This window comes from Microcoleus sp. S13_B4 (genome assembly GCF_036700885.1).
Classification (GTDB): domain Bacteria; phylum Cyanobacteriota; class Cyanobacteriia; order Cyanobacteriales; family Microcoleaceae; genus Microcoleus.
Map to the genome: position 1 here is coordinate 54,891 of NZ_JAUBPU010000005.1, position 25,559 is coordinate 80,449.

Annotated in this window: 17 protein-coding genes; 7 read left to right on the plus strand and 10 right to left on the minus strand. The window is 47.6% G+C overall.

Annotated features, from left to right (window positions below):
* Positions 1–127: 127 nt before the first annotated feature.
* On the plus strand, positions 128–1,255 hold the full coding sequence (locus QT994_RS05005) for a PEP-utilizing enzyme (RefSeq protein ID WP_333172254.1): 1,128 nt from the start codon (positions 128–130) through the stop codon (positions 1,253–1,255).
* Positions 1,256–1,400: 145 nt separating this feature from the next.
* Here the strand turns inward: QT994_RS05005 and QT994_RS05010 are convergent, their stop codons facing one another.
* The 4 genes from QT994_RS05010 to QT994_RS05025 form a co-directional block, all read right to left on the minus strand.
* Positions 1,401–3,131: a chemotaxis protein CheB gene (locus QT994_RS05010; protein ID WP_333172256.1), complete on the minus strand. Its 1,731-nt coding sequence runs from the start codon at positions 3,129–3,131 to the stop codon at positions 1,401–1,403.
* 325 nt (positions 3,132–3,456) lie between these two features.
* A complete protein-coding gene (locus QT994_RS05015) occupies positions 3,457–4,677 on the minus strand; it encodes an ABC transporter permease (protein ID WP_333172259.1) in 1,221 nt (406 codons plus the stop codon).
* A gap of 117 nt (positions 4,678–4,794) precedes the next feature.
* On the minus strand, positions 4,795–6,012 hold the full coding sequence (locus QT994_RS05020; protein WP_333049862.1) for an ABC transporter permease: 1,218 nt from the start codon (positions 6,010–6,012) through the stop codon (positions 4,795–4,797).
* Between the two features lie 304 nt (positions 6,013–6,316).
* Entirely contained in the window at positions 6,317–8,185 is a 1,869-nt protein-coding gene (locus tag QT994_RS05025; protein WP_333172261.1) for an efflux RND transporter periplasmic adaptor subunit, read from the minus strand.
* Between the two features lie 516 nt (positions 8,186–8,701).
* Here QT994_RS05025 and QT994_RS05030 point away from each other — a divergent pair.
* Entirely contained in the window at positions 8,702–9,112 is a 411-nt protein-coding gene (locus QT994_RS05030) for a hypothetical protein (RefSeq protein ID WP_333172262.1), read from the plus strand.
* A gap of 11 nt (positions 9,113–9,123) precedes the next feature.
* On the opposite strand, the gene QT994_RS05035 is transcribed toward QT994_RS05030, so the two are convergent.
* The 6 genes from QT994_RS05035 to QT994_RS05060 form a co-directional block, all read right to left on the minus strand.
* Positions 9,124–10,134, minus strand: coding sequence for an ABC transporter permease (locus QT994_RS05035; protein ID WP_333172264.1), 1,011 nt, complete (start codon positions 10,132–10,134; stop codon positions 9,124–9,126).
* A gap of 236 nt (positions 10,135–10,370) precedes the next feature.
* Positions 10,371–12,029, minus strand: coding sequence for an ABC transporter substrate-binding protein (locus QT994_RS05040; protein WP_333172266.1), 1,659 nt, complete (start codon positions 12,027–12,029; stop codon positions 10,371–10,373).
* A gap of 609 nt (positions 12,030–12,638) precedes the next feature.
* Complete coding sequence (locus QT994_RS05045) at positions 12,639–13,253, minus strand: hypothetical protein (RefSeq protein WP_333049857.1); 615 nt, start codon at positions 13,251–13,253, stop codon at positions 12,639–12,641.
* A 245-nt stretch (positions 13,254–13,498) separates the two neighbouring features.
* Positions 13,499–14,626, minus strand: coding sequence for a type II secretion system F family protein (locus QT994_RS05050; RefSeq protein WP_333049856.1), 1,128 nt, complete (start codon positions 14,624–14,626; stop codon positions 13,499–13,501).
* A 94-nt stretch (positions 14,627–14,720) separates the two neighbouring features.
* Positions 14,721–15,818 carry a type IV pilus twitching motility protein PilT gene (locus QT994_RS05055; RefSeq protein WP_333049855.1) on the minus strand — a complete coding sequence of 366 codons (1,098 nt, stop codon included), beginning with the start codon at positions 15,816–15,818 and terminating at the stop codon, positions 14,721–14,723.
* Positions 15,819–15,893: 75 nt separating this feature from the next.
* Entirely contained in the window at positions 15,894–17,903 is a 2,010-nt protein-coding gene (locus QT994_RS05060; protein WP_333049853.1) for a GspE/PulE family protein, read from the minus strand.
* 1,296 nt (positions 17,904–19,199) lie between these two features.
* Here QT994_RS05060 and grpE point away from each other — a divergent pair.
* From grpE to rsgA, 5 genes are all read left to right on the plus strand, one after another.
* Positions 19,200–19,994: a nucleotide exchange factor GrpE gene (gene grpE, locus QT994_RS05065; RefSeq protein WP_333172268.1), complete on the plus strand. Its 795-nt coding sequence runs from the start codon at positions 19,200–19,202 to the stop codon at positions 19,992–19,994.
* A gap of 293 nt (positions 19,995–20,287) precedes the next feature.
* Positions 20,288–22,417 (plus strand): molecular chaperone DnaK, encoded by a 2,130-nt coding sequence (gene dnaK / locus QT994_RS05070; RefSeq protein ID WP_333172270.1) that lies wholly within the window; start codon positions 20,288–20,290, stop codon positions 22,415–22,417.
* Between the two features lie 132 nt (positions 22,418–22,549).
* Entirely contained in the window at positions 22,550–23,677 is a 1,128-nt protein-coding gene (dnaJ, locus tag QT994_RS05075) for a molecular chaperone DnaJ (RefSeq protein ID WP_333042223.1), read from the plus strand.
* Between the two features lie 288 nt (positions 23,678–23,965).
* Positions 23,966–24,256 carry a sulfurtransferase TusA family protein gene (locus QT994_RS05080; RefSeq protein ID WP_333048503.1) on the plus strand — a complete coding sequence of 97 codons (291 nt, stop codon included), beginning with the start codon at positions 23,966–23,968 and terminating at the stop codon, positions 24,254–24,256.
* A complete protein-coding gene (gene rsgA / locus QT994_RS05085) occupies positions 24,253–25,506 on the plus strand; it encodes a ribosome small subunit-dependent GTPase A (protein ID WP_333172272.1) in 1,254 nt (417 codons plus the stop codon). Before QT994_RS05080 ends, rsgA begins: the two co-directional genes overlap by 4 nt.
* Positions 25,507–25,559: the final 53 nt, after the last annotated feature.

Genomic DNA, 25,559 nt, shown 5'->3' on the forward strand with positions numbered 1-25,559 from the left:
GAAGAAGGAAGAAGGAAGAGGGAAGAAGGAAGAAGGAAGAGGGAAGAAGGAAGAAGGAAGAGGGAAGAAGGAAGAAGGAAGAGGGAAGAAGGAAGAAGAAATATTAATGCCCAATGCCCAATGCCCAATGCCCAATTATCAATATTTAACGGAATTATTGGAGAGAGCAGAGCAAATTCAGGAGTGGCTGAAACCGATTACTTACTACAATATATTAGGGCCGATCGGGCTGGCTATTCGCAAGGCAATTTTTCGGGTTCCCGATGAATGGCTGGACAAGGATAGCGCTCCTGAAATTGCTTCTGTGCGAGCGTTGCAGCAGTTGGCTCATAAATTGCGGCAAGCTGCTGTTTCGCAGTCGGAGGAAACTATTTCAGTAGCACATTTAGCACAGACATTTGCGGAAACTCCGGCTTTACAAGCAGAGTTTGAAAAGTGGCTTGAGATTTATGGATATTTGAGCGAGGTGGGAACGGATATCGCTGTTCCTACTTGGCGAGAACAACCGGAAGTTTACCAAAAACTGCTAATAAGTATGGCTCAAAAAGCCGACGTTAATTTAGTCAAAAAGCGGAAATTAGGCTTGAATTTTTCGCAGAAGTGGCGGCTAGATAAATGTCAGGAAAGAGCGCTCGTCAAAAACGAAATTAGCGAAATTTACGCGCGGTTGTTGGCTCATTTACGCTGGACTTTTTTGGAGATTGAAGCTTGCGGATTGGCTACGCAGGTGTTTCAGGAAAGCGGGGATATTTTTTATCTGGAATTTGAGGAAATTCAGCAGTGGATTCGTAGCGGGGCGAGTGTTTCCTTTAAGGATACAATTAGGGAAAGGCGCGATCGGCTAACAGGCGATCGCGATCGCCCAATTCCCCCTGTCGTCTACGGCAATTTGCTGCCAAACTCTCAGAAAAGGGCGATCGAACTTGCCACATCCGCAACTAATATTATGCAGGGAATTCCCGCGAGTATCGGTCGTGTCGAAGGCTTTGTCAAGATTTGCCGCACCGCGAGCACAGATTTAGGAGAAAATGCGATCGCAGTAGTCCCATACACCGATGCAGGTTGGGCGCCGCTGCTATTAGGAGCAACAGCAATTATTGCCGAAGTTGGTGGCCAACTATCTCACGGAGCAATTATCGCTCGCGAGTACAAAATTCCCGCAGTCATGAATATTCCCGAAGCGACAACTCGCTTGCGAGACGGTCAAAAAGTCCGAGTAGACGGATATCTCGGCACTGTAGAATTGCTGGAATAATTAGCAATAGGCTTTCTGGCCTGTTCCACAAAGAGTTGATTTCTTGTGGGACAGGCCGGAAAGCCTGTTCATAAAAAGATTATTGAAAATGGTGCAACATCTCAGCAATCTCGTAAACCGGCCCCCACCCCACAAAAAAGCTTTCCTAAGCCTTTAAGAAATTCTGGATAACATAGTTCCCCACCTTTCTACCCGCACTCAAACCATCTACGTTAGCACTCATGAAATGAATGCCTCCGTAAAGGCGACTCATGCCCGATTCGTCGGCGGCTTCGCTGAAGTTGTCAAAGGTTCGCAAAGTGTTGACACTCCTGTCCCCCCGATCTCCAAAGGCGTAATCCGAACCAAATACAGAACTCATAACAGGATCAGCAGCACCGCTAAAGGTACTGTGGCCCGACGTGTACTCAGGGAACGGCGGAGTAGTTAGCAGCGGAGTCCACAGGGGGTCGGCTGTCGTTTCGGGATTGTTGTCTGTGTCAGCTTGGCGGATAGCTGTCACCGGCCGCCACGAGTTGTACTGGTACTTGGCATCCCAGCAGCTAATAGCTGCATCGGCTTCGGCAATATTCAGCAGGGCGAACAAGCGGGCGCTATCTTCTAAGGATTGACCAGTGAGAGTCGCTGTTTCTTCGGCGATTTGGTTCCAGTGACCCGGAGGCGTAAACGTCCCAGCGCCGTTGGCCCAGAATTTGGCGATGACTGTTTGCTCTGGGGTGCGTGTGAGGCTGTCACTTTTGCCGATTTCTTTGACGTAGTTAAGTTCCTCTGCGTACTTGGCGCTGTCAAGGGTGGGCGGACCCGACGGGCGGAACTGGGAACCGCTAGTCATAGCAAAGGGAGTCACGTCCCGCCACTGTGGCGCGAGGGCGGAGGCCAAAGCGGGGGGAGTCGGCACCCAACTACCGGGTTCGGTTTTGGGGGTGTACTGCACTACTTTCGTGATGCCGTCTGTGCTCCGGGAACTGATAATTTGGTCGGCAACTTGCTGTCCCAGGGCTATCCCGTCTTGTTTGGCTTTGCCGTCGGTAATTGTAGCTAGAGACGATGCGTATGCTTCGTCAAATGTGACTGCTTGTGCTGGGTAGAGGTTGACTAAGACGCGGTGGGCGGCTGCGGCGGTGGCTGCTTCTGCTGATGTACCTGCGGGTGGGTCTATTTCCACGAGGTAAGGGGTGTATTTTTTGCTGATGGAGTTAACAGCATCGTAAATGGCTGCGTGAACCATTGCCATGTTGCGGGAGGCGAGGGGAGGCGGGGTGTTGGCTGTCCGCACTGCATTCAGCATGACTCCGTTCCACTTGATGACAGGGTTTCCCGATAGCTGATTTGTGAATTGGTCGCGGTTGATTGTGCTGCTGTTGACTCCCGGCAATACTGTTAAATATTCGCCCGTGAGTTTGTCTTGAATTACGGTGCTGTTGTTGTTGACTCCGGTGCCTTGTTGGATATTTAAATCTTCAAAGGTGAGGCCGTCTAGCAATCGAATTTTGTCATTGCCGTTGCCGAAGTCGGCGATGTAGTCGGCTGTAGCTACAGTTGGGCCCCCGCTGCCTTTAGCAATGGCAAATATATCATCGCCTGCGCCGCCGCTGATGGTATCGCTACCTGCGCCACCGTAGAGGGCGTCGTTGCCGGAATCGCCGGCCATGAGGTCGCTGCCTTTGCCTCCCCAGAGGATGTCATTATCTGCACCGCCGGTGATAGTGTCGTTGCCTGTGTCGCCGCAGATTTTGTCTTTGCCAGCATCGCCTTCGAGATAGTCGTCTCCGCTGTTGGCATAAATGATGTCGTTGCCATCCAAGGCGTTAAATCTGTCTGGTTGGGTGGTTCCTTCGAGATAGTCAAAGTTAGAACTAGGGGTCAGGGATGCCATCTTTATTGATTGGATATTTTGATTAAGGTGGAAAGGTTGGTACTGTAGGTAGATGCTTAGGTGTGTTTACCCCTGACTTAATATTAAACTTTGTGGTGGGGATGTAAACACCACAAAACAGCTTTATTGAATCTTTAATATTTAACGGGCTTTTTATGAACTTTTGCGGTCTGAAGCTACGTAAAAATACAGTCATTAAAACGGCCTTAGATACTGCAACTTTGTTAAAGTTTTACAAAAAAGCTGTTTGTTTTAATATTTAGAGCAATATAGTTTTTACCTTCATAAAAGGTGCGGATTGTGTAACTGAGTAAGTATATATTGATTAAGCACTTCTCAAAGCTGCGATCGGGTCGAGTTTGGCGGCTTGGCGGGCGGGGACAACGCCGAAAAAGAGGCCAACTGCACCGGATACACTGACAGCAAGGGCGATCGCCACGGGCGAAATACCAGCTTGCAAAGGCGTGAAATTACCTACAAGCAAGATACCGCCGACACCTACGCAAGTACCCACTATCCCTCCGGCGGCTGATAAAATTACAGCTTCGACAATAAATTGAAATAAGATATCTTGTTGGGATGCGCCGATCGCCTTTCTAAGTCCAATTTCCTGAGTACGTTCGCTGACTGAAACCAGCATAATGTTCATAATCCCAATGCCGCCTACTAATAGGGAAATGCTGGCAACAGCAGTTAACATAAGTGTCAGAGCCCCCGAAATGGCACCCATTGTTGCCATTAAATCTTTCTGATTTCTCACCGTAAAATCATCTTCGGTAGTAACTTTGTGCCGCAGTCTCAGCAGGTTTTCAACCTGAAATTGAGCCGCGTCCATTTTCGATTCATCTTTAATCGAAATGAATATCGAGGTGACAGCTAAACCGTAGGGAGATTTCCGCCCGACAATGCGATTGGCCATTGTGGCGATCGGCACCACAGCCGAGTTATCGTAATTCGTACCAAAAGATGTCCCTTTTGGCGCCAATACTCCAATTACTTTCATACTGACATTTTTGACTCGCACTTGTTCGCCGAGGGGGTTAGCATTGCCCAAAAGTTTCTCGGCCAATTCTGAACCGAGAACAACAACTTGATTGTTTTGCCTGACATCGAGATCCGTCAAAAATCGCCCTTTAGCCATTTCAAAGTTTCTGACTGTGAGAAATTCTGGAATTGTGCCGAAAATTAGAGATGAGACATTTTTGTTGCTGTAGCGAACTATTTCGGAACTGTTGAGTTCTGCGGAAACGCCTTGAACCGACGGGACTTGAGTTGCGATCGCCTTAGCATCTTCTACTATCAGTGTTTGAGGCGCATTTGAGATAGCACTCCGTCTAGCATTGGGAACTCCGGGCCTCACGATTAATACGTTTGTACCGAGGGCTTGAACTTGTCCTCCTACAAATTTTTGAGCTCCTTCTCCAATTCCAATCATGGCAATTACTGAGGCGTTGCCGACAATCATGCCAATCATCGTTAAACTGCTGCGAGTTTTGTTGGCTAGTAGCGTTTGACCAGCCATTTTGACGCTTTCAATAAAATTCATAGTTTGTTATTGGTTATTGGTTATTGGTTAGGAGTTATTTTGATAACAATCAACACTCAACCGTGAACAGTCAACAGTCAACCGTCAACAGTGAACAGTCAACAGTCAACACACTAATTAAGCACTTCTCAATGCTACAATCGGGTCTAATTTAGCAGCTTGTTTTGCAGGTACGATGCCGAAAAATAAGCCGATACTGCCGGAAACACCGACTGCAAGTGCGATCGCCACTGGGGAAACACTAGCTTGCAGGGGAGTAAACGCAGACACTAAAAAAACGCCGCCGATACCGAACCCAGTGCCGATCGCGCCACCGGCTGCTGACAAAATCACAGCCTCGATCATAAACTGAATCAAAATATCCTGCGGAGAAGCTCCGATCGCCTTTCTCAGCCCAATTTCCTTCGTGCGTTCGGTAACAGAAACCAGCATGATATTCATAATCCCGATGCCACCCACAAACAGCGAAATTGCCGCTACGAAAGCCAACATCAACGTCAAAGCACCGGTTATGCTGCCCAAAGTCTTCATTAAATCTTTCTGATTTCGGACAGTAAAATCATCCTCTTTCGTAATATTGTGGCGCAGTCGCAGCAAATTCTCTATCTGAAATTGCGCCGCTCTCATCAAAGTCTCGTCTTTAATGGAAACCGAAATAAATGTTACCTTTGTACCGTAGGGAGACGAGCGACCGACAATCCGGTTTACCATTGTTGTCAAGGGCAAATAAACGTTCATATCTTGATTGTCGCCAAAACTAGAACCTTTTCCCTGCATGACTCCTATTACTTGAAAAGTAGAGTTTTTGATACGAATATATTGACCGATCGGCTGTGTATTGCCAAACAATTGTTCTGCTGCTTCCGATCCTAAAGCAACCACATTTTCTTGTCTTGCTAAATCCAGTTTGTTTAAAAATCGACCTTGAGCAACATCAAAGCTTCTTACCGAAAGAAATTCGGGAGTAGTTCCGACAATGGAAGACGAAACATTTTTATTGCGGTAAGTAACGAGTTGACTGTCGTTGAGAGTTGGTGCAACTTCTTTGACAGAAGCAACTTGAGATGCGATCGCATCGGCATCTTCCAACACCAATGTCTGAGGTGGAATCACCGGGCGACTTTGCGCTTCAGGACTTCCGGGAATCACAAATAGCAAATTTGAACCCAGAGAGTTAACTTGTCCGGCAATAAATGTTTGAGCTCCTTCGCCGATACCGATCATAGAAATTACGGAAGCATTACCGATGATAATTCCTAACATCGTCAAGGTGCTGCGAAGCTTGTTTGCCATCAAAGTTGTGACGGCCATTTTGACGCTTTCAACAATATCCATAAGTCGATTTTGGATTTGGGATTTTGGATTTTAGATTAGGGAATTGGGATTATTGGTGTCAACTTAATATTTAAACCCATAATAAATCTCGCTTGTAGTCGAGTCTCGATCCCCCTAAATCCCCCTTAATAAGGGGGACTTTGAATAGTCTTGTCCCCCCTTGTTAAGAGGAATCTTGACTGCTCTTGTCCCCCCCTTATTAAGAGGGACTTTGACTGCTCTTGTCCCCCCCTTATTAAGGGGGGTTAGGGGGGATTTCCGGGTTTGAAAACACAAGAGAGCGAGATAAATAATCCCCTATGCCCTATTTCTGATTCTTGATAATATCCTCTAATTTTTTACCTTGAGGAAGTTCGGTAAAAACGCGATCACCCGCTTTGGCACCCTCCAAAATCTGAATTTTGTTACCAATAGTCGAGCCAACCGTAACAGGCTTAAACTTCGGCTGTTGTTTCTCATCGGGAACCAGCACACCCGTTTGACCTTTATTAGTCACAATTGCCACTGTCGGCACAACCAAAGCATTGCTCAACTTTTGACCAACAAATCTCAAATCTACGTTCATCCCCGATTGCAAGAAATCCTTGCCCGTAGCAATGGCAACTCGCACTTGAAATAGCGTCACATCCCGTTCCTTAACAGCTTCGGGTGCAATTAATTTAACCTTGCCTTTAAACACTTTATCTGGATAAGCATCGGCGACTATTTCAACTTCCTGACCCGGTTTAATTTGACTGATATCAGCCTCCGGGACTTTAGCCAAAACTTCCACATCTCTAGCTAAAGCGACAATCGATGTCGAAGTTGCCGAAGTTGCTTCCGAGGCCGAAGTTGCGGGAGTTACAAAAGCTCCTTGGATAGCGTATCTTTGGGTAATAATTCCAGCAAAAGGAGCGCGAACTTTCGTATCTTCTAACTGCACTTCTTGAAAGCGGACTTGAGCTTGAGCTTCCTCTAATTCAGCTTTAGCTTGAGCTATTTCTTCCGGGCGAGAACCGTTTTCTTGTGCCGCCAATTGGCTTTTTGCTTCAGCAACTGCTGCTTCGGCTTTGGCGATTTCTTCTGGACGGTTGCCGTTTTCTAGCTGCCCTAATTTGCTTTTAGCTTCGGCAACTTCTGCCTCACCTTTGGCAATTTCTTCCGATCGCGTGCCGTTTTGCAATTGCTTCAATGCTTGCTGTTCGACTTGCACAGCAGCTTGCAGTTGCTGAATTTGCGACAGCCGATTTTCTTGTAGTTGTTGCAGGCGTCTTTGAGATTCTGTTAATTTAGCTTGGGCAGTACGATTTTCTTTAATTAATTCATCGAGTTTATCTTTAGCAAGAGCACCTTCTTCCACTAGCGGTCGGTTGCGTTCCACCCGTTGAGCTGTTAGTTCAGCTTGAGCTTTACTCGATTCAATTTGCGTTTGTGCTTGGGCAATTTCTTGTTTGACACTGCCGGTTTGAGCGTCTGCTAAACGAGCTTGAGCTTGGGCTAAACGAGCTCGCCCTTGGCTGACTTCTTCCACGCGGCTGCCGGCTCGCAGTTGCTGCAAGCCAGCTTGAGTTTGCTGCAAGCGGGCTCTGGCTCCTGCAACTTCTTCTACGCGACTGCCGGCTTGGACTTGCGCCAGACTGGCCTCGGCTTGCTCTAAGCGCGCTCGGGCGCTGGCGATGTCTTCCGATCGATTCCCGGCTTCGATTTTGGCGAGTTTTGCTCGCACGCTGGCTTCGCGGGCTTTAGCTTGGGCTAGTTGAGCTTCTACATCGCGACTTTCCATGCGGGCAACAATCTGTCCTGCTTCCACTTTATCGCCCTGTTCGACAAACAATTCTGCGATCCTGCCGGAACCCTTGGGGCTGAGATTCACGCGCTGTACCGGCTGCACCGTGCCGCTGGACGTGATCCGCACCGTGAGGTTTTGCGCTTCCACCGGCACTGTCATAGTGGCGATCGCATCTACTTTCGGCTGCGATCGACTTTTTGCTACATATATAGTGGTCGGTACAGCTAGCAACCCGGCTGCAACCAACCCAATCGCCCACCGCTGCGGTTTGCGCGCGGGTTTCTTCGGAGACTGCTTTTGGGCGGTTTTTTTATCTGCTATTTTGGTGTCTGCGGCCTTGGTGTCTACAGTCTGAGTATCTTCCACCTTGACCTGAGCAGTTTCCTTTTTGGGGCTAACGATCATACCGACTCACCTAATTTAATCTCAGGATTACCTTTAAAGGTAGAATTTTTTCTGATGCTTGGCATCGTCTTTCAGACTCATCCGATCGGGTGAATTTAAAAAAGTTCCCCAACCAGCACCTGTAAACAATTATAGCTAATCTTTGCAAATTATTAAATAATGTTAAGTTTTTTCATCCCAAAGAGGTGGCCCCGAACTGAATCGCTGCCGGCTGCTGGCAAATAAAAATATATTTTAGCAGATAATATTGTTTTTGGGATCTAGGAGTGCGCTTCTCACCAGCAACAAAGGTGGATTTGACATTGATCGACCGTCACTAGGTTATTGCAGACTCGTGATAGCGATCGCAGCGGGATCTGCCAGTGCGAATCTCGCAACGACTAAAGTATGGACACACTTATTCTCATAAACCCGGTTTCACGGGTAGCGGTGCGTAAGTCCTGAATACATATCCGCCCGGTGTCCACAACAGGTTAAAATATTTTTCAAATTCGTTAAAAATGGAAAATATCAACAATGAATCGTCCTCAAAGTGTTACAGTTCTGGCAATCTTGCAGCTAATTAGCGGCATCTTCAGTTTGCTTGACGGCTTGTTCATCTTACTTTTTGCTGGCATTGTTGGCGGTCTCGGTGCGGCTGTCGGCGGGGCGAAAGTTGGCACTGTAATCGGCAGCTTCATTGCAATTTTTGCGGCGCTCAGTTTTATTTTAGGCCTCCTCTCCTTACTCTTAACTTGGGGTTTGTTTCAACTAAGAAATTGGGCTTGGACGGGAACGTTAATTGTCCATATCATCGCCATCCTCGCGCAAATTGTCAAAATGTTTGGCAGCGGGGGTACAGCAGTCAATTTTTTAACTCTGGGTTTTGCAGGGGCTAGCATTTACTACCTGCTGCGACCGGATGTTAAACAAGCATTTCGTGTCTGATTTCCTTTTCATTAACGGTACTGAATTCTCGGATCTAAAAAAGCATAGGAAATATCAACCGCCAGATTAATGAGTACAAAACTGACAGACACAAAAATTACTCCGCCTTGGACAATTGGGTAATCCCGCGTCAGAATACCGCTATAAATCCAAGAACCAATTCCCGGCCAGGAGAAAATCGTTTCAGTCAAAATAGCCCCGCTTAAAAGAGTGCCAAACTGCAAACCGATAGTTGTGACGATCGGCAAAAACGCATTTTTCAAAGCGTGTTTCAAAATCACCCAATATTCCGGCAATCCCTTAGCCCTCGCCGTGCGGATGTAATCTTGAGAAAGCACTTCCAGCATCGCAGAACGAGTGATGCGAGCTATAATCGCCAGAGGAATAGTTCCTAAAGTCAAAGCTGGAAGGATTAAATGGGCGATCGCATCCCGCAAAGCCGCCAAATCCCACCTCAGCAACGCATCCAAAACATAAACACCCGTAATCGACTTAAAACCAAACCCCAAATCTACACTAATCCGTCCGCTAGGAGGCAGCCATTTCAGATAAACAGCAAACAAATAAATCAACATCAATCCCAACCAATACACGGGCAAAGATACGCCAATTAACGAACCGCTCATCGCTAGATTGTCCAGCCAGCTATTTTTCCGAACAGCAGCCAAAATCCCCGCCGGAATTCCGATAAAAAGTGCCACCAACATCGCCACCACAGACAATTCCAAAGTAGCAGGCCAGCGACTTCTAATTTCATCAATTATCGGAATACCGCTAATAATACTATTTCCCAAATCCAAGCGCAGCAAATTCCATAAAAAAGCCAAATATTGCACAGGTAAAGGCTGATTTAAACCTAATCTCGCTCTCAACATTTCCACCTGTTCGGGAGTTCCCCGTTCTCCCAACAGCACTGTAGCTGGGTCTCCCGGTATCAAATGCAAAAATATAAATACAAGCAGAGTGATTCCGAAAAGGACTGGCAATAGTCCCAGCCAACGTTTGGCAATATATTGAAACATGGCTTTATTTTAGTTTGTAGAGTGCGTCAGCTTGAAGAATTGTTAAATTTTCATAAGTTTTAATGGGCTGACGAACCCTACCATTGTGATTAAAACCCGATCAAACTATTTCTCATGGCGAGAGTGTTAGCTTTCGCGAACCGAATAAAAGCAATCGCAAAGCCTTAAGCAAAATCAGATCGCAATAAGAATAAGTATAATGTAAAGTGCTTAGGGGCGAACATTATCCTCGATTTTCAAGACTTACTAACTTCCTCAAAAGACTCCGACCCCAAAGGGCTCGGAATCCAACCTTGAATATTCTTGCGTTTCCCTAAAAGCGGCTGCGAATGTACGATCGGCAAACGCACAGCTTCCTCGTGTAAAATCTCGCTAACTTCCGCATAAATTTTCGCCCTAGCTGCTTTATCCCCACTCGCCCTCCCCCGATCCAAAAGTTCCAGAACTTTCGGATTTTTCCAATTTCCCAAATCGGCCGTCGAACCAGGCCCGAAGTGAGGATAATAAAAATTGTCCGGGTCGCCATAATCTCCAGTCCAGCCCATCATAAAAGCTTGAAATCCGGGAGGTTTGAGCCGATCGGCTAAATAAGCAGACCAATCCTTTGTCAGTAATTTTACCCGAATCCCGATCGCGCTCAAATCCGCCGCAAATGCCTCAGCAATCGGCTTCGGCGTGGGAAAATAGGGACGGCTGACGGGCATATACCACAAATCCAAATCAAAACCGTTCGGATAACCGGCTTTCGCAAGCATTGCTTTAGCTTGCTGGGGGTTAAATTCATAATCTTTAACTCGCTCAGACTCCGCCAAATTCAGCGCAGGCGGGATAAATTGCGAGTCGTAATTTCCCAGTTCTCCCCAGAAAGCTTTAACTATTGCTGGCTTGTTAATTGTTTGGGCGATCGCCCGCCTGACTTCCGGTTTTGATAAAGGTTCGTAACTCGGATTTAACCCTAAATAACCGACATTAAAAGAAGGTCGCACAACAGCTTCTAAATTAGGATCTCCCTGAACTTCTTTCAGTTGATCCGGCGTTAAATCGACCGTCAAATCAAGTTGACCCGCTCTCAATTGAGCCAGCCTTGCCGCCGGATCATCAACAAAACGAATTACCAATTGATTGACTTTTGGCGTACCAGTTTTCCAATAATTCGGATTTTTTTCCAAAACAATGCGATCGCCCGATCGCCATTCCTGAAACACAAAAGGCCCCGTACCCACCGCCAGCGACCCCGGAGTGCCGTATTTAGCACCCGCTTTTTTCACCGCCGCCGGACTCGCCATCCCGAAATAACCAGACCCAATCGCCGAAGGAAAAGCAGCAAAAGCTTGATTTAAAACAAACTTAATTGTAGATTTATCAACAACTGCCACATCTTTTACCAAAGAATTTTTATCTCCCTTAAACCCGCCAAAAAAATCTTTCCAAATCGGATAATTCTTGCCCGCTTCTCGAAAACCGTTAGGATTTTTGGCATCCCACCAGCGCTCCACATTAAACTTAACAGCTTCCGCGTCAAAATCCGTGCCGTCGTGAAACTTTACTCCGGAACGCAACTTAAAAGTCCAAGTTTTACCATCTTTAGAACTTGACCATTCAGTAGCGAGACTCGGCTCAAGTTCCACAGTTCCCGGTTTGAAATCAGTCAAGCGATTGTAAATTTGGTCGATGGCAATAACTGAATTCCCGTCAGTAATATTTCCCGGTTCCAGATTGACCGGCGGCCCGCCCGCACCGTAAACTAAAGCCCCAGCCGGAACCGCAGCAGGAGTTAGCGGAGTTGGAGAATTATTGCTAACCGTGTTTGAGGGCGTGCCGCAATTTGATAAAATTACACCCATCCCAAAAACTAGAACTAATAAAACTAAACGCCAGGATTTTAACAATCTCATTTCCATAACTCCTGTTTAATAAAAAATTGTACTCATATAAATTTATAATTGGCTCATTCTCCCCCTCTCCCGCCTCTGCGTTCTCTGCGGTTCATTTAGTAAATTCTATATTAAAATACAATAAAATGAAAACACCCCATAAAATGGGCTGATGATATCATAATCAATGGCAAAATCTCAACTTACAACTTTACATTAGGCTACGCAACCAGCATGAAAGCCAAAGTTTGCTACCAAGCTATAGGGGCCATTCCATTGTATATCGTAGATTTTAAATTTACTCCACAGATGAATGTGAGAGTTGAACTTTCGTCTAAAATTTTATCTCTCCACCCCGTCGGGGGATGGTATGGGTTTTGGAGCGAGCCACAAGCAAAGCGATCTATTAATTCGACTGTTTGAAATACGATCTACGTGTGGAGCGTAAACATTCCTTTTCCCACCCAAAATATCTTTGAACCTCTGCATATAACAACCAGATTCGGCATTGGCAAACATCAATATTTTTCTCTCTTCTCTTTCTCTGCGCCCTCTGCGCCCTCTGCGGTTCGTTGAAAAAAATCTAGTTTACTTCCAGTAATAGGATGGCTATAGGCGATCGCACCCACCCTACAAATCAAAACTCTCTTCACCAATACTTCCCAGTTCCCCACTACCCAGAAACTCTTCCTCCTCTACTTCCTCAATCCCAGACTCGAAACTTTCCACCACAAACGGCAAACCAGCCGCCATCAAACCCCGTTGAATCAGTTCCGGCGTTTCGTCAAACAAAACAAATAGCGGATGAACAGCCTCAGCTTCATCGCTGTAAATATGTCTGTAGCGGTACGGCATCACCCATTCGTAACCTTTATCCAGCCAAACCTGAGACTGTCGCCAGCGGCCGAGCAACTCCGAAAATTCTTCGCCCGGACGATGAATGAAAATCAAAATTTCCACTCCAATTTTAACTTTCCATTCAGGATCGCACATCAAAATCGCCAAATCGCAGGGCAAACAAACTGCCTGTCCGGGCGATATGCTAGTGCCGCCTCTTCCCGCATACGAAACCCCGTCCCGTAAGCGCGCAATTGGCAAAGGAATGGTAATTAAACTATCATGGGCGCGGCGGATACTCGGAATCATTTCCATGTAAACCCGATATTTTTTCAGCAGTGCGATCGCGGCAGAAGATTCGCTGTACTCTGCTAGTAAGGCCTCGTAATGTGATTGTTTAACAGACATTTTCAAACCAAAGAATAAGTAATTATTAATTGCTGCTAATTGCTAATCGTTCGCTTCTCGTTACCAGGAAGCCCCGGATAATGAAGATTTGGAGGCTGAGCCTCCCAATTATTTTCTCCTTTTAATCGAGGCTGTACCTCCTCCAAAGGTCTTCCCAGGCAGAGCCTGGGAACGATTGAAATAGTCATTGGTTATGCGTTAATTGGTACTAACTAATAACTAATAACTAATTAGCCTTTTCTTTTTTACAGCTTCTGGAACACTGCGAACATCGGCAGATACATCGACAGCAAAATCGAACCTACGATACCACCGACGACAACAATCATCAGAGGTTCTAGCATACTGGTAAGTCCTTTTACTGCTTCTTCCACTTCCGTTTCGTAGAAAGCGCCAACTTTCATCAGCATCTTGTCAAGTTCCCCAGTTTCCTCGCCAATTGCCATCATTTGAATAGCCAAAGACGGGAAAACTTGCTGTTCTTGCAAAGCAATACTGATCATGCCGCCGCTTTGAATTTCCTGCCGGGCATATTCGATCGCATTAGATATCGCCTGATTCCCAGCCACATCTCGCACAATTTCCAAAGAATTGAGAATCGGCACCCCCGATCGCGTCAGCGACCCAAATATGACGCAAAACCGAGCCACAGCAGATTTTTCGATCAAATCTCCGAAAATCGGCAACTTCATGGCAATCCTATCAATTTGTAGGTGACCCATTGGAGTTTTATAGTACATATCGAAGGCAAATTTTAGCGCTATAATCACCCCAATAACCGTCAACTGTTGGATCGGAGGCCAAGCCGTACAAAATGCACTAATTCCCAACATGATCAGCGTAAAAGTTGGTAAATCTGCACCAATATCCTTAAAGATTTTAGCGAAAGTTGGTAGCAAGAATATAGTCATTGCGAAAAAGATCACGATCGCAATAAAGAACACAGTCTTCGGATAAGACATTGCCGAATTAATTTCAGCCTCCGTCTTGTGATTTTTTTCCATCATCACGGCCAGACGGTCGAGGGTTTCATCTAGCACCCCCCCGACTTCTCCCGCCGCCACCATACTGATAAACAGTTGGTCAAAAACATCAGGAAACTTAGCCATCGCCTCTGCCAAGTTTATCCCCTCCTGCACGTCAGCATTCATGCTTCTGAGCGCTCGCTTCAGCTTAGCATTAGAACACTGCTCGTGCAGCACGGAAAGGCATCTCACGATCGCCACCCCTGCATTAAACATAGCCGCAAACTGACGAGCAAAAATAGCCATATCCTTAACAGTAAGACTGGTAAGGTTATACTCAATTTGCTCCTGAATCTTACTGAAATCAAAGCCACCTTTCGGTTTTTCACGGATAACGTTGGTAGCCACAGCTCACCTCTGAAAATTTATTAAAAGTTATGACTCATCAGTCATCAGTCCTCAGTTCTTTCTACGGACTCCTGACTAATGACTGCTGACTGAATTAATGAGCTTTTACCGGGGCGCCACCAACAGGTGCCGGACCGATCAAGCGTTCGAGTTCGTCAGCCTTAGAAGCCTTGCTCATTGCCGCTTCCCAAGTGACTTTACCGCTCTTGTAAAGTTCAGCGAGAGCCATTTCCATCGTCCTCATGCCCAATTTCGCCCCCATCTGGATTTGGGAGTAAATCATTGGAGTTTTGCCCTCCCGGATCAAGTTAGCCATAGCTGGAGTATTCACCATGATTTCCATAGCGCAGCAGCGGCCGCCCCCAATTTTCACTACCAAATTTTGGCTGCAAATTCCCACCAAAGAGTTAGACACCTGGGCGCGGACCTGGGGTTGTTGAATTGGCGGGAACACGTCCAAAATCCGATCGATCGTTGCACCCGCAGAATTAGTGTGCAACGTTCCCATCACCATGTGACCCGTTTCTGCAGCCGAAATTGCCAGACCGATCGTTTCCAAGTCCCGCATTTCCCCCACCAGAATCACATCAGGATCTTCGCGCAAAGCTGCTCTGAGCGCATTAGCAAAGCTCTTAGTATCTTCGCCCTTTTGGCGCTGGTGGAACAAACTCTTGATATTAGGAAACACGTATTCGATCGGATCTTCAACTGTTAGAATATGTTCCGCGCGCGTCCGGTTGACCAGATCCAACAAAGCCGCCATCGTAGTAGTTTTCCCGGAACCCGTTTGTCCCGTCACCAACAGCATACCCCTGGGTCTTTCCGTCAGATCCCGCAAAATCTGCGGCACGCCTAAAGCATCAGCATTAGGAATCTTAGAAGCCAGAGCCCGCATACAAGCAGCCCAAGCACCCCGCTCCCGGTAAACATTGACGCGGAACCGAGCCAATCCCCGAACGCCGTAAGCGCAGTCGAGTTCCCACTCCATTTCCAACTGCTTGCGCTGCATATTGTTGAGCATTTGGAAAATTAGGATCTGCACTTCCTCAGCAGACAGAATGTCGCCGTATTGCGTCTGAGGAGTTAGTTTACCGCTGACTCGGAAGAATATAGGCGCGCCCGCTTGGATGTGTATGTCCGAACCCCCTTGCTCTACCAGGGACTCCAGTACGTCTTCAATCATTAGACCCATAGATACCTCTCCTCGATCAAATTGATAGTTATTGACCAATCTAGCTCAGTTAACAGTCAACAGTTAACTGCTGAATCAATCCAAAAAGCGTGGTGTCAAGCAGTACGGACAATCCAGCATCTCCGGCTTCAATTCCGCCTGACAAGTTTTGCAGGTAAGCCCCTGCTTGCGTTTGGCTTTCATTTCAGCCTCCAGGCCAGAGTCAGTAAACGTCACCCGCTCGACTTCTTCAAAAGTAGTCGCGCCTTCCCGCACCAATTGCAAGCTGTAAGCCAACAACGTTTTCATCCCTTCTTCTACTGCTGCTTCCTTAATTTGCTCTGTGGGAGCTCCTTGAGTGATCAGAGTTTGAAGCCGCTCAGTATTTTTGAGGAACTCGTAAACCCCTACCCGTCCTTTGTAGCCTAGGCCGCCGCACTTCCGACAAAGTTGCTCGCGTTCTGCCAGTTCCTTCCTTTCCTCCACCGGTATAGTGTTGGCTTTGTAAATAGTCAGATCAATTTCTTGAGAAGCCGACAGACCGTACTTGCCGAGTTCTGCGGCAGTAGGCTGGTAAGGAATGCAGCATTTGTCGCAAACGCGCCGCATCAGACGTTGAGCCAACACGCCCAACAGAGCAGCCGAAACCATGAACGGTTCTACGCCCATTTCTGCCAAACGCGCGACTGCCCCGGCTGCGTCGTTCGTGTGCAGCGTCGTCAGCACCAAGTGTCCCGTCAAAGCAGCTTCCAGAGCTGTTTTTGCCGTTTCCTTGTCCCGCGTTTCCCCCACCAGCATCACGTCAGGGTCTTGCCGCAAAAATGCGCGCAGGATGTTGGAAAAAGTCAAGTCTTTTTCCCGAATTACTTGACATTGGGTAATTCCTGGCAAAGCATATTCGATCGGGTCTTCCGCCGTACTGATATTAACCCCCGGATCGTTCCGTTCCGCCAGAATCGAGTACAGAGTAGTTGACTTGCCCGAACCCGTCGGCCCCGTCACCAAAATCAGTCCGAACGGACGGCTAGCACTCTCTCGCACTAAAGCCAGAGTTTCTTCGTCAGAGATTAACAAACCCAAACCCAACTGAGTGCTGGAACTGTCCAAAATCCGCAGCACGATTTTTTCGCCGTACCGGGAAGGCAAGCTGTTCACCCGGAAATCCACCGTGCGTCCCTCAAACACCCGGCGGATGCGGCCGTCTTGAGCTTGTCGGCGTTCGGCAATATCCAGGTTGGCAATAATCTTGAAACGAGCCGTAATCGATGCGACTACCTGCTTGGGAAACCGGAAATACTCTTGCAGCACCCCGTCTTTCCGCATCCGTATCCGCATGAATTCTTCTTGAGGTTCTACGTGGATGTCAGACACCTTTTCCGACAAAGCTTTAGCCAAAATGATATTGACGGCCTTAATTACGGGAGCAGCCTCTGCATCGTCCAAGGTGTTAGCGAGGTCTTCTTGGTCGCTACTCTCCTCTTCTAGCGAGAGCTCGCCAAAATCTCCCTCCCCTAAATCCATCTTTCTCTGCTTTTCGATTTCAGCTTTTTTAGCTTCCCTCTTAACTTGGTCGTCTTGATAGGCAGAAGTTATGTCCTGATAGTCGTCTGGCGTAATCACCCGTCGCTGCAAAGCCAAGCCGTGAGGCTGTAAAATCCGCCGCAAATCTTCTATCGCGTTGAGGTTGTCGGGATCTACCATTGCCACTAAAACCGCCGCAGGCTCAGTTTCAGTCTTTGCTACGGGTAAAAACCGACCTTGGTGACAAATGTCGATCGAAATCTTCAACGCCTCGAGCATAACTCCGAGTTGCTCGTTAGACATTTCGCTCATCTCCGGGTCAAATGCTTCAACGCCGTAGACTATCTTCCGTTCAAACATCTGCTGCTTCTTGTAAAGTCGCAGCAATTCTGGGGGTAATGGCTGCCCGGTAAGTGCTTCTAATACCTCCGTCAAACGCTTGCCGGACTTCTGGCTTTCAATTTGAGCTTGCTTCACTTGCTCGCCGTTGACGTAACCCGACAGAATCATCTTGGTGAGAGCCGGAGTAAATTGGCTCACAGAAACTATGGATGTGTTGGAGCGAAGCGGGGATGTGCTAGTCATAAAAAACACTCAATAGGTGGGAAACTCAGTCACAAAGAGTGCTGAGAGGAAAACCAAGGCGGGGTTTTAACCCTCGTATTCTTTGCTTATGGATCAGCTATCATTTTCTTGCTCAATCCCTATCTCTCAAGTGTAAGCTCGAAGTCCCCTCTAAGCTTCGTCCACAAATTGACGAGATGTTGGAGGGATTTGCCGGTGCTTGCAATCAAATCTTGTTCGTTGAGTGCTAAGTTGCTTACTTACCTGATTAACTTGGGGGATACTCTCGTTATAGCGTCAGGACACATCACTTGGGGATTCCCCGTACCGGGAGAGAAAAGTGGGGTGGGGTGTGTGCCCTTCCCAGGCTAATTCTATTTTCCCAAACTGTTTGCTCAAATTACACCGCCCGTGGTGGCGCGCTTAGCTGTACTAAATTAAAGATGACCTATGTTCTGTGATGATAGCTTTTCCGAAAGCTTGGATCGCCATTTTGAAATATATTTTGATTAATTATCTGCGATCGGTCACTTCCCGATCGTCGCCTGCATCAGTTCCCAGGGCAAGTTTTGAGCAACTCTAGTTTTGGAGCAGTAAATATTACTTTGATTCTAGTTTGGTGTCTGAACCTTTGTGACGTAAGCTTAACGGTTCATAAATGTTGGAAAGCAGCCAATTAGATATCAGTCTAATCTACAGATAATTACCTCTGCCAGACCAGCTAATGTCTATCATTGGGCTGACCAAAAATCGAGATATCAAGCGAATTCGGCGTTATTGAATCAGAAAAACCACAGCCCCAATTCGCATCAAAATTAACAACTTACTATCTGAGTTACACAAGCACACACCTAACTACTTACTTACTCACTCCATACAAATTCCTTTTTCTCCAGACTTGGGAAACTCAGAAAATGGTAAAAAGTGCCAGCGTCAGATTGCAACTAAAACAGCCTGACCGATGATAAATTTAAGACCCTATCGTTTTAATCAAACCTAGAAACATCCAGCCTCGTAAGTGGGAAATTTGGTAGTAGAATTAATAGCAAAATATACTTATAAAAATTGTTGTAAATGCGATCGCGCTAAGGAAAAATGAGAAACCAACAAACGTTGGGTTTGCCCCATTGCTGCCATATTATACGTAAATATCTAAACGGGCCTTTGAATATTTTATGGAAAGCTTTGAGCCATGTCTCTAGATCGGGCGAGACTTCCTCTTTTCACATTCTGCCATACACAGTAAATTCGAGTCCTCTAGATTTACCGGGTTAACTGTATCTGCTAGAATTGATAGGGTTCTGTCGCGCAGCTTTTATGATTGACGAGGAAAAACAGCAAGATCAAGATCCTAACTCAACTGGGGAAACCACCCCAGAGGGTTCGCCAATGGCAAGCGAAAATCCGGCGGCATCAGGAAACTCGAACGAATCGGCGGATTGGGAGCTCGAACTTGCTCGAGCTTATCAAAGTGCTCAGGGCGATCACACCCCAGCAAACGCATCGGGGCCTACCGTCACCGGCAGTTCAACCAACAGTCCGACTGCAGACGCGGCGGAGCCTTGGAAGAAGGAACTGGCCCAGGCAAACGATGAAAAAGAGGCTTTAAAAACTCAGTTGCAAGCCGCATCCGCTCAACTAGAAGAACTGAAAAATCAAAATCTCCGCCTAGCAGCAGATTTTGAAAACTTCCGCAGGCGTACCCAAAAGGAAAAAGAAGAGCTAGATTTACAGGCAAGGTGTCTCACGATCAAACCCCTGTTGCCGGTAATTGACAATTTCGAGCGCGCTCGATCGCACATCAAGCCGCAAACCGATGGCGAAATGAACATTCACAAAAGCTACCAAAGCGTTTACAAGCAAATGGTAGACGGCCTCAAGCAAATCGGGGTTTCTCCGATGCGCCCCGAAGGTGAACAGTTTGACCCCAACCTCCACGAAGCTCTGCTGAGCGAGCCAACTGACGAACACGAGGAAGGAACAATTATCCAAGAACTAGAACGCGGCTACATTCTGGGCGAGCGCGTCTTGCGGCACGCCAAAGTGAAAGTTGCAGCGGCTGGGCTATCTGTGGTAGCCTCAGATGAAAATCCCGATAGTTCGGAAGGTTAATCGGGATACAAGCTACTGCATTCCTCAAAGTCACTGACCCCCGAATAGAATTCGGGGGTTCCAAGGTGGCCGACTCACCAACTTCTTAATTAAAGATGACTAAAAGCAGGTCAGCGCTTTATCCAAAAATTCTGAAAAATGTTTTTACCAGTCTTTGATATTGCCTTAGGACATTAAGTTTATTTCCTACAAATCTAGTCTGGTAATGCTTGTTTAAACAAGCTGAGTCGTTTTTCCTCCCCCAACCTGTAGTTGGAGGTTTCCAAACATCCCACAAAGTTTTATGAGGCGCTATGGGAAAAATTATTGGAATTGACTTAGGCACAACTAACAGTTGCGTAGCTGTGTTAGAGGGCGGTAAACCCGTCGTGATCGCCAATTCCGAGGGCGGCCGCACAACTCCGAGTATAGTAGGATTTGGCAAGGCGGGCGATCGCTTAGTAGGTCAATTGGCCAAGCGGCAAGCTGTAACTAATGCTGTAAATACTGTCTACAGTATCAAACGATTTATCGGACGGCGGTGGGACGACACGGAAGAAGAACGAGCCCGAACTCCCTATACCTGCATAAAAGGCAAAGACGATACCGTTAACGTCCAAATTCGGAACAAGGTTCACACTCCCCAAGAAATCTCGGCAATGGTACTCCAAAAGCTCAAGCAAGATGCTGAAGCTTATTTGGGACAAACTGTTACACAAGCCGTGATTACAGTGCCAGCCTACTTCACAGACGCCCAACGGCAAGCTACTAAAGACGCCGGTACGATCGCGGGCCTAGAAGTCCTGCGGATCGTCAACGAACCGACAGCGGCAGCGCTTTCCTACGGGCTGGACAAGCAAAATATAGAACAGAAAATCTTGGTCTTTGACCTGGGCGGCGGTACTTTCGACGTTTCGATCCTGCAACTGGGAGACGGAATTTTTGAAGTCAACGCTACCTCTGGTAACAACCATCTCGGAGGAGATGACTTTGACGACTGCATAGTCCAGTGGCTGGTAGAAGCTTTCCGCACTCAAGAAGGCAGTGACCTTTCACAAGACAAAATGGCCTTGCAGCGCCTCCGAGAAGCTGCGGAAAAAGCAAAAATCGAACTCTCCAACCGCGAATCCACCTCAATCAATTTGCCCTTCATCTCCTCTGACGAGAAAGGGCCGAAGCATTTGGAAATGGAACTCTCCAAAGCTCAGTTTGAAAAACTGGTGGCTCATTTGGTACAAGCGACGATCGATCCGGTGACTCAAGCCCTCAAAGACGCAAGTTTGACCCCCAAAGACATAGACAGAATTATTTTAGTGGGAGGCTCAACCCGGATTCCGGCAGTTCAAAAGGCAATTAGCAAGTATTTTGGGGGCGTTTCTCCCGATAAATCCGTCAATCCCGACGAAGCTGTAGCGGTAGGCGCGGCAATTCAAGCCGGGGTGTTGGGTGGTGAAGTCAAAGACTTATTGCTGCTCGATGTGACGCCGCTCTCTCTGGGACTCGAAACCTTGGGCGGGGTGTTCACCAAAGTAATAGAGCGCAATACAACTATTCCCACCAGCCGATCGCAAATGTACAGCACGGCGGCCGACGGGCAAACCTCGGTAGAAATTCACGTACTCCAAGGCGAGCGTGCATTGGTTAAAGACAATAAAAGTCTTGGCAAGTTCCTGCTCAAAGGCATTCCCCCAGCTCCCCGTGGCGTACCTCAAATCGAAGTTACCTTTGAAATCGATGCCAACGGGATTCTCAAAGTGGCTGCTGAAGACAAGGGAACCGGAAAAGAACAAAGCATCCAAATTTCCAATACAGGGGGATTGAGCGAAACCGAAGTCGAGCGGATGCGACAAGAAGCCGAACTTTACGCCGACGAGGACATCAAGCGCGCTCTACTCGTCGAACTCAAAAATCAAGCTGACTCCCTCGTCTATAATTGTGGTGTAACTTTAAAAACCAACGCGCAACTGCTGAGCGACGAGCTCAAGGCCGAAGCGGAAACAGCCGCAGCAGCCTTGCGGGCAGCGATGACTAACCCCGACATCACAATCGAGGAACTCACCCCCGCAATCGAATCTTTCAAGCAACTGCTATACTCGCTGGGGACAGCAGTCTACGACCAAGCCCGCAGCGGGGCAGCCCCGTCAGGATCTGTTGTTGAAAGCGAGATGATGTCAGAAGTAGAATCATCAGAACCAGAAGAGGTTAAAGCGGACGACGACAGCATTTTGCTGAAAGAAGAGCTGCTGGTGGCGCCCCAAGCTCCGCCGGAACCAAAGCCGGAACCAAAGCCGGAACCAAAGCTGGAATCAAAGCCGGAATCAAAGCCGGAGCGACAGTCAAAACGACAGTCAAATCCACAGCCAAGTCCACAGTCCAATCCACAGTCAAAACAAAAACAGAAGGTTCCCGAACCAGAAGTTGATGATATGAATCCTTTCCTTTAAAACTGAAAAGCTAAGAATTAAAAGTTAAAAATTAACAATGAGAATTTTTGATTTTTAATCTGTAATTTCAGGAAAGGTCGCCCGTTTCTTTTTCGTACACTTTTTGTTATTTACCTCCAGGCAAGCAGCTCTATGGCCGGTGATTACTATGAAATATTAGGCGTTTCTCGCAGCGCAGACAAAGAAGAAATTAAGCGTGCTTACCGCCGCCTAGCTCGCAAGTACCATCCAGATGTCAACAAAGAATCAGGTGCTGAGGAGCGGTTTAAAGAAATTAACCGCGCCTACGAGGTACTCTCAGAACCAGAAACCCGCGCCCGTTTCGACCGTTTCGGCGAAGCAGGCGTCAGCGGTGCAGGCGCCCCGGGGTTCCAAGACTTCGGTGACAGCTTTGCCGATATTTTTGAAAGCTTCTTTCAGGGTTTTCAGGGAGGTGTCGGCCAACAACAGCAAGGTCGCAGGCGCAGCGGGCCGGTGCGCGGAGACGATTTGCGCCTCGATTTGCGGCTGGATTTTCGGGAAGCAGTGTTTGGTGGCGAAAAAGAACTCCGCATCAAGCATCTAGAAACCTGCGAAACTTGCACCGGGACGGGCGCCAAACCGGGAACCCGACCCCAAACTTGCTCGACTTGTACCGGCAGTGGTCAAGTCCGACGCGCTACCCGCACTCCTTTCGGCAGCTTTACTCAAGTTTCAGTTTGCCCCACTTGCAACGGCACGGGGCAAGTGATTGAGGATAAGTGCGAAACTTGTGGCGGCCGGGGCCAGAAAGAAGTGATGAAAAAACTGAAAATCACAATTCCGGCTGGGGTTGACAACGGTACTCGCTTGCGCGTTTCTAATGAAGGGGATGCAGGCAAACTGGGCGGGCCGCCCGGGGATCTTTACGTGTTCTTAGCGGTGAATGAAGACCCGCTATTTAAGCGCGACGGCACTAACGTTAGCTCGGAAGTTAAAATTAGTTATTTGCAAGCAATTTTAGGGTGCCGGTTGGAAGTGGAAACCGTAGACGGGCCGACGGAATTGTTGATTCCTAGCGGAACTCAGGCGAATACTGTTCTGACTTTGGAGAAAAAAGGGGTGCCTCGATTGGGAAATCCGGTTAGTCGCGGCGATCATTTGATTACGGTTTCTATTGACATTCCGACTAAGGTGACGGCTGAGGAACGGGAGTTGCTGATGCAGCTTGCTAAGCTGAAGGGCGATCGTACCGGTAAAGGCGGCTTGGAAGGATTTCTGGGCAATTTGTTTCAGAAATAAGCAATTTTTGACACCCATGGGTGTCAAATTTTCCTCTTTGAGAATTCCCCGGCCATTTGTTTTAGTGTCTGTCAAAAAATTGTGTGCAATTGCTCACAAAAATCTCAGGTGGGACGCTTCCTGGGCATTAGGTTTCAGCAGCGCTCAAAAAAGTGAGCGCAATTGCGCTCACTTTTTCCCGAAATAATAATCTGTGTCCAATTGGACACAAAATTTGAGATTCTCCCTTTTCCAGGCAACTTGTTTAACAAACTAAGGCTTTCAGGATTTGAGATTGCAAAAAGCATTATGAATTCAAAATCGAAAATTGAAAATCCTAAATCCCCAGATGCCAAAATCGATCTGCGGGGTACTCCGTGTCCTCTGAATTTTGTCCGCACTAAACTGCGCTTGGAGCAAATGGCACCGGGAGCAGTGTTGGAGGTGTGGCTGGACGCTGGGGAGCCGATCGAACAAGTGCCCGATAGTCTCAAAATGGAAGGCTACCAGATTCTGGAAACGCAATTTGTCGCGGATGAGCCGGAGTCGGGCTTTTTTTCAATGAAAGTGCAGCGCCCAGAAGACAAGGAAGCAGGATGAGCCTGAATTCACCCTCGATCGTGGGTACTGTAATTGCTGTTCAGGCTAACTTCTACCAAGTCAGGTTAGATCCCGCTGTCTCCATTGAGGGTAAAAATGCCCCCCTTGCTGATTCTCCGATTCTCCTGTGCACTCGTCGCACTCGACTGAAAAAAATTGGCCAACAGGTGATGGTGGGCGATCGCGTGGTGGTAGACGAACCGGACTGGACTGAGCGCCGGGGAGCAATTTCTGAAGTCTTCCCGCGCCAAACAGAACTCAACCGCCCGCCTGTAGCTAATGCCGATCGCATTCTCCTCGTTTTTGCCCTTGCTGAACCCGACTTAGATCCGGCATCATTAACTCGGTTTTTAGTCAAGGCCGAATCTACAGGTTTAGAAGTGAGTTTGTGCCTGAACAAATGCGATTTGGTCACGCCCCAGGAGTTGGAACAGTGGCGCGATCGGCTTTCAGGCTGGGGCTACGAACCAATGTTTATTAGCGTCCGTAGCGGCTTAGGAGTCCAGGAAGCTGCCGCTAATTTTCAAAATAAAGTTTCTGTCGAGAAAGTAGCTTCCCAACCTTTATCGGACAAAATAGATAGTTCTCTCTTGCCTTCTGAAGATAAACCCATGCTGGCAAATTCGGTTTATCCATTACATCCGTTAAATCCTGTACAAAGTCCGTTGCCGAACTTGCTTCAGGGTCCCATCCAAGGGAAAATAACGATAATTTGCGGCCCTTCTGGGGTCGGCAAGTCCAGCTTGATCAACCAACTGATCCCGGCCCTGAATCTGCGAGTGAACGCTGTTTCCGGCAAACTCGGCCGCGGGCGCCACACGACTCGCCACGTCGAACTATTTGAACTCCCCGGCGGCGGGCTTTTGGCCGATACTCCGGGATTTAATCAGCCGGCTCTCGAATGCGATCCCTCAGAGTTAGCTGAATATTTCCCAGAAGCGCGCCAGAGGCTGGCTTTGGGTAGCTGCCAGTTTAGCGACTGTTCGCACCGAAGTGAGCCTAACTGTGTGGTGCGGGGATCTTGGGAGCGCTATGAGTATTACTTGCAGTTTCTCGAAGAGGCGATGATCCGCCAGCAACAAGAGCAAAACTCTAGTAGCGCCGAATCGAGTTTGAAGCAGCAAACCAAGTCCGATGGTACGCAGCAATACGAACCGAAGCTGCAAACTAAAAAGTATCGCCGCTCTTCCCGCCGCCTTCAACACCAGTCGCTGCAAGATAGGTGTCAAGACGACTTAGAAGAGGTTTGAGGAAATAGTCGATCGCGATCGGTCGATCGGCCTCGGAACACAGTACATTAATA

Bases quoted from the DNA above. Each gene is read 5' to 3' on its own strand.
- QT994_RS05005 (WP_333172254.1), top strand. From the start codon at position 128: ATGCCCAATTATCAATATTTAACGGAATTATTGGAGAGAGCAGAGCAA.
- QT994_RS05010 (WP_333172256.1), bottom strand. From the start codon at position 3,131: ATGGCATCCCTGACCCCTAGTTCTAACTTTGACTATCTCGAAGGAACC.
- QT994_RS05015 (WP_333172259.1), bottom strand. From the start codon at position 4,677: ATGAATTTTATTGAAAGCGTCAAAATGGCTGGTCAAACGCTACTAGCC.
- QT994_RS05020 (WP_333049862.1), bottom strand. From the start codon at position 6,012: ATGGATATTGTTGAAAGCGTCAAAATGGCCGTCACAACTTTGATGGCA.
- QT994_RS05025 (WP_333172261.1), bottom strand. From the start codon at position 8,185: ATGATCGTTAGCCCCAAAAAGGAAACTGCTCAGGTCAAGGTGGAAGAT.
- QT994_RS05030 (WP_333172262.1), top strand. From the start codon at position 8,702: ATGAATCGTCCTCAAAGTGTTACAGTTCTGGCAATCTTGCAGCTAATT.
- QT994_RS05035 (WP_333172264.1), bottom strand. From the start codon at position 10,134: ATGTTTCAATATATTGCCAAACGTTGGCTGGGACTATTGCCAGTCCTT.
- QT994_RS05040 (WP_333172266.1), bottom strand. From the start codon at position 12,029: ATGAGATTGTTAAAATCCTGGCGTTTAGTTTTATTAGTTCTAGTTTTT.
- QT994_RS05045 (WP_333049857.1), bottom strand. From the start codon at position 13,253: ATGTCTGTTAAACAATCACATTACGAGGCCTTACTAGCAGAGTACAGC.
- QT994_RS05055 (WP_333049855.1), bottom strand. From the start codon at position 15,818: ATGGGTCTAATGATTGAAGACGTACTGGAGTCCCTGGTAGAGCAAGGG.
- QT994_RS05060 (WP_333049853.1), bottom strand. From the start codon at position 17,903: ATGACTAGCACATCCCCGCTTCGCTCCAACACATCCATAGTTTCTGTG.
- grpE (WP_333172268.1), top strand. From the start codon at position 19,200: ATGATTGACGAGGAAAAACAGCAAGATCAAGATCCTAACTCAACTGGG.
- dnaK (WP_333172270.1), top strand. From the start codon at position 20,288: ATGGGAAAAATTATTGGAATTGACTTAGGCACAACTAACAGTTGCGTA.
- dnaJ (WP_333042223.1), top strand. From the start codon at position 22,550: ATGGCCGGTGATTACTATGAAATATTAGGCGTTTCTCGCAGCGCAGAC.
- QT994_RS05080 (WP_333048503.1), top strand. From the start codon at position 23,966: ATGAATTCAAAATCGAAAATTGAAAATCCTAAATCCCCAGATGCCAAA.
- rsgA (WP_333172272.1), top strand. From the start codon at position 24,253: ATGAGCCTGAATTCACCCTCGATCGTGGGTACTGTAATTGCTGTTCAG.